This is a genomic window from Microvirga vignae, assembly GCF_001017175.1.
In the GTDB taxonomy this organism is placed as follows: Bacteria; Pseudomonadota; Alphaproteobacteria; order Rhizobiales; family Beijerinckiaceae; genus Microvirga; species Microvirga vignae.
Map to the genome: position 1 here is coordinate 1 of NZ_LCYG01000162.1, position 4,544 is coordinate 4,544.

A 4,544-nucleotide genomic window follows, 5' to 3' on the forward strand; every position below is an offset into this window, starting at 1 on the left:
GGTGGGAGCCGTCCACAGCATCATTAGCTGACATTCGGGGTCAGCCCATCACAACTTCATCGCGTCCCTAACCGTTTTGCGTTAAGTTAAGAAGGTCCTGGTGTTCCGCAGAGGATCGAGCGGGAGGGTCGCGCGAAGGGCGTCGACGCTAAAGGAGAAAGTCTCCGGACGTGAAGCCCACAAGGCCCGTCACCTGGATGACAAAGTCAGCCACGCCATCGCCGTTCACATCGCCCATCACCTGCGTGTTCCCGCTCGTCTGCTCGTAACGGAGCTGACCCGCCACTCCACTGAACGCGGCGCTTCCAATGAAGGCGAATTTCTGATCCCCGCCGACCCTGTTGTTCGCGTCGATGTCCGACAGCGAAATGCGGTCCTTCTCGGAGCGCGAGAAGTCCGAGATCACGTCGGGTGTTGCGACCGCGCCGTCCACCGGCGAAGTGAAAACGAACCGATCGGCCCCAGCCCCTCCGGAGAGCGTGTCGGCCCCAGCTCCGCCAACCAGGGCGTCATTGCCAACTCCACCGTCGAGCATGTCCGCGCCTGCACCGCCGTTCAGCTCATCATTGCCGCCAAGGCCGCGAATTGTGTCCTCGGCCACCGTGCCCGTCAGCGTGTTGCCGCCGCCCGTACCAGTGAGGGTTACGCCATCGGCTACATTTGCGACGCTCACGGCAATCGCTTGCGTGTCCGCCAATGTGCCGTCACTCACGCTGACGACGACATCGTAGACGTTGTTGCCGCCAGCATCGGTGGGCTCCTCGTAGTTGGGAGAACTGATGAAGGACAGCACGCCGGTGGTCGCGTTGATTGTAAACCGGGCCGCGTCCGCACCACCGGAGATCGCATACGTGCGTGCTGTCCCTTCCGGATCGGTCGAGGTGACGCTCGTCACGACGGTGCTATTTTCGGCCACCGTCACAGAGGCGTTGCTGCCGCCACCGTTGGAGCTGATGATCGGAGCTTCGTTGACGTTCGAAACCGTGACGGCGATTTCCTGTGTGTCGGACAGCGCACCGTCGCTGGCAGCGACCACAACTTGGTAGACATTGTTGCCGTTTGCGTCGGTCGGCACTTCGTGGTCGGGCGCGCTGACGAAGCTGAGGGCGCCGGTCGTCGCATCGATTGTGAACCAGGCCGCGTCCGCTCCGCCGGCAATCGAAAAGGCAATGGCGTCGCCGTCGAGGTCGGTCGCCGTGAGCGCCGCGATCGCAAGCTGGTTCTCCGCAGCAGCTACCGCCGCGCTGTCATTGCCGCCAAGCGAGGTGATGGTCACACCCTCGTTGACGTTGGTGACCAGGATTTCGACAGATTGGAAGGCGGAGTAGGTCCCGTCCGTCACGGACACGGTCACGGTGTAGAAATTGTCGGCCGCGAAGTCGGACGGAGCTTCGTAATCCGGCGCCGCCGCAAACGTCAGGACACCGGTTGCCTCATCGATCGCGAAGAGCGCGGCATCATTGCCGCCGAGGATGCTGTACCGGAGGCGATCGCCATCAACATCGCTCCCGACAACGGTCGTAACCGCTGTGCCATTCTCCGGAAGCGTTAGCGCAACGCTCGTCCCGCCCCCATTCGAGATAATGACCGGCCTCTCGTTGACGTTGTTGACCGTAACGGTGACCAGTTGGTTGTCCAAGTAGACGCCATTGTCCGCCCGCACCTGGACCTCGTAAAGGTTGTCCCCGTCGGCGCTGGCGGGCGCTTCGAAATCCGGTGCCGTGGCGAAGCCGAGCAGGCCCGTGGCCGGGTCGATCCTGAACAGCGCCGCGTCCTCGCCGCCGACGATCGCGTACTTGATGCCGGCGCTCGACCCACCCGCCTCCGCGACCACTTGGGTCACGACGATCGCGCCCTCAGCGACGGAAAAGCTAGCTTCGTCCCCGCCGCCGTCGGAGGTGATGGTTACAGGCTCTACGGGAACGAAGATCTGCGCCTTGACCTGGTCATCGTCAGGGCCGGTTCCATTGAGGTCGGTCCAGCTAACCATGAACCCGCGGCCCGGAAGCGCGACGATGCTCGGATCGTACTGGTCGCCAAGAGTTTGCGTGTTGGCGAGCATCGGCTCGCCCACGAGCTGCGCATCGGAGTCGAACGCCTGCACGAAAACGCCCCGGCCGGAGCCGTCGCTAAGGGGATCGGTGTTGGCGGTCCAGGCGATGGCGAAGCCGCCGTCAGCTAGGCCCACAATCTTGGGGCCAGCAGCTGCAACAACGGAGAGGCCGTGCGGAACGGTGATCTCTGTGCCGACCGGCTGCTGATTAGCAGGATCAAAGATCTGGATGTGGTGGGCGTTACCCGCAGAGCTGCTTTCGAACCAGGCCACGGCGATATTGCCGTTGGCGAGGACAGTCACTGATGACTCGACCGAACTCACACTGCTCGTGGTCGTATTGACAACAATCTCGGGGCCGGTCGGAACACCTGTGGAGTCGAGGAACCTCGCTTTGACGAGCCATGGGTCGCCCAGGCGCGGGTCTCCCCGGTCTGTCCAGGTGACGATGTAGCCGCCTTGTGGAAGCGCGGCGATCGACGTGTCGGCCTGGTTGCCAATCGTGGACAGATTCACCTGCGTTTCGAGGTAGGCTGTACCGTTCTGATCGAAGGCGCGGACGTGCACGCCCGTTCCTGAGAGATCGCCGCCGAAAGTGCGGTTGTCGTGCCAGCTGATTGCGAAGCCGCCATCCGGGAGTGCCGCGACGTCAACCCGGTCAACGCTCGAAGCACCTGCCGCACTGACGCTGAACGCCGGGGCAACCACGATGCCTTCGGCATCGAAGATCTGCGCGCGGATGGCGGACCCGGCGTCCCACGTCACGATGAACCTGCCTTCCGCCAGGCCAGTCACGGCGGGCTGAACAAGCCCGGATCCGGAGGCGAGCGTGAGCTCCAGCCCAATTGGCGTGCCGTCGGGTGCATAAACCTGCGCGCGGATGAACTGATCGGCGGAGGTGCCCGGCTGAGCATCACGCCACACGACGATGACGTTGCCGTCGGCAAGTTGCGCGCTGTCCGGCTCGCTCTGCGACCTCTCATAAGTGGAGTTGACGTCGAACTCCGCACCCGCAGCAACGTAATCCATGGATTTCCCCCAGTTTAAGGAAAGTAAGCCTGAGATTAAGGTCTGCGTCGAGGTTTCTTTTGCTGGAACCGGCTACCTCTTCCGCGGTACGACGCGGGCCGGCTTCGGCGCGCCCTCTCCAAAGCGAACCTCGACAGCTGCTGAGCTCTCTTGGCGCTAGGTCCGCAATGGGTCAAAGGCGGCCCTTAGGCGTAGCCGTGCAAAGGTCCGCTCACGCCGCCAATGCGGACGTTCGTCGTACTTCCGAGATGTGCCATAGCAGCCTCATCCAAATGGTGAGTGTTTTCATTGTGCATCAAGCGACCGACTTTCCATGGTGAGATCCGTGTCTCCAAGAAACTCCATTCCGCCGTGTGTCTCTGCCCCTTAGAGTTTATGGGACAATGGAGACTTCTATGGTGCGAAGCCCGACGTGCAGAAGCAGAAATAGTATTGAGACAAGTGCGCACGACCCAGTGTCCCGAAACAACGCGCAGTCTACGCGGGGCAGACCCTTCCAGCTAGGCAATCCGGGACGGCCTAAGGGCTCACGCAACAGGGCGACGCTGGCCTTGGAAGTCCTCCTGGATGGCGAGGCAGAGGCCATCACCCGGAAGGCTGTCGAGATGGCGCTGATGGGCGACACAACAGCCATGCGCCTTGTCATGGATCGGATCATGCCGCCGCGGAAGGATCGGCCTGTGATGTTCACGATGCCGAAGCTGGAGAAGGCAGGGGATGCAGTAAAGGCAACGGCGGCTCTGGCGGAAGCGGTGGCCAATGGGGACATCACTCCCGGTGAGGCCGGCGAGCTCTCCAAGTTGGTGGATGGGTTCACCAAGGCGGTGGAGCTGCACGAGATCCAGCAGCGTCTCGACAAGCTGGAATCCATGCAGGGGCAGAAATGAGCAGGACCATCATGAAGCGCCTTGAGAGGCTGGAACAGTCAGCAGGCGAGAAGAAACCTGCTCGCATGCTCGTGGTGTCAGACTTCTCAGAAGTGCCTGCTGGTATCGATCCCGGAACCCTCGTGATCCGGACGGGCGTTCCGCGCTCTCAGAGGAATGGCGGCTGATGAACAGAACGACGCTCAACCGCCTAGCGAAGCTGGAGGCCTCTGTCTCCCATCGGGACGGCGTGGTGCATGTCATCTCGGCTCACACTGACGAGGAATTCGAGGAGAAGCGCACAGCCTTTATCGAGGAGCATGGGGCGAACCCTCACAACATCTTCGTGCAGGTCCACAAATTCACCCACGCGGAACCCTTCACCACAGGCAAGACGATGCCGGATCTGCTCGCCGGCGTCGCCATGTACGGGCGTAGGGTCCACGATTACGGAAGGAATGCTCAATGAACCGCGCCACCTTGAGACGCTTGGAGGCCCTGGAGGAAAAGGCGCCCTCGGACACAGCCAAGTGGCACACAATCATGGTGGCCAGTGATGAGGAAGAGGAGCAAAAGACCGCTGCTCTGAAGCCTCT

At 62.0% G+C, this 4,544-nt stretch carries 4 protein-coding genes; 3 read left to right on the forward strand and 1 reads right to left on the reverse strand.

Going from position 1 to position 4,544, the window contains the following annotated elements:
* Positions 1-148 precede the first annotated feature (148 nt).
* Positions 149-3,082 (reverse strand): cadherin domain-containing protein, encoded by a 2,934-nt coding sequence (locus tag AA309_RS37375; protein WP_052955161.1) that lies wholly within the window; start codon positions 3,080-3,082, stop codon positions 149-151.
* Positions 3,083-3,537: 455 nt separating this feature from the next.
* Between AA309_RS37375 and AA309_RS31510 the strand changes: the two genes are divergently transcribed.
* From AA309_RS31510 to AA309_RS31515, 3 genes are read left to right on the forward strand one after another with little or no spacing between them, the layout of a single operon-like run.
* Positions 3,538-3,969, forward strand: a complete 432-nt coding sequence (locus tag AA309_RS31510) for a DUF5681 domain-containing protein (RefSeq protein ID WP_047192970.1) — start codon at positions 3,538-3,540, stop codon at positions 3,967-3,969.
* Positions 3,966-4,136 (forward strand): hypothetical protein, encoded by a 171-nt coding sequence (locus AA309_RS35645; RefSeq protein ID WP_160310595.1) that lies wholly within the window; start codon positions 3,966-3,968, stop codon positions 4,134-4,136. The genes AA309_RS31510 and AA309_RS35645 overlap by 4 nt, the downstream gene beginning before the upstream one ends.
* The gene (locus tag AA309_RS31515) at positions 4,136-4,417 is read left to right on the forward strand and encodes a hypothetical protein (protein WP_047192971.1); all 282 of its coding nucleotides are present in this window, start codon (positions 4,136-4,138) and stop codon (positions 4,415-4,417) included. Before AA309_RS35645 ends, AA309_RS31515 begins: the two co-directional genes overlap by 1 nt.
* Positions 4,418-4,544 lie beyond the last annotated feature (127 nt).

Excerpts from the sequence above, each read along its gene's own strand:
- AA309_RS37375 (WP_052955161.1), bottom strand. The coding sequence starts at position 3,082 with ATGGATTACGTTGCTGCGGGTGCGGAGTTCGACGTCAACTCCACTTAT.
- AA309_RS35645 (WP_160310595.1), top strand. The coding sequence starts at position 3,966 with ATGAGCAGGACCATCATGAAGCGCCTTGAGAGGCTGGAACAGTCAGCA.
- AA309_RS31515 (WP_047192971.1), top strand. The coding sequence starts at position 4,136 with ATGAACAGAACGACGCTCAACCGCCTAGCGAAGCTGGAGGCCTCTGTC.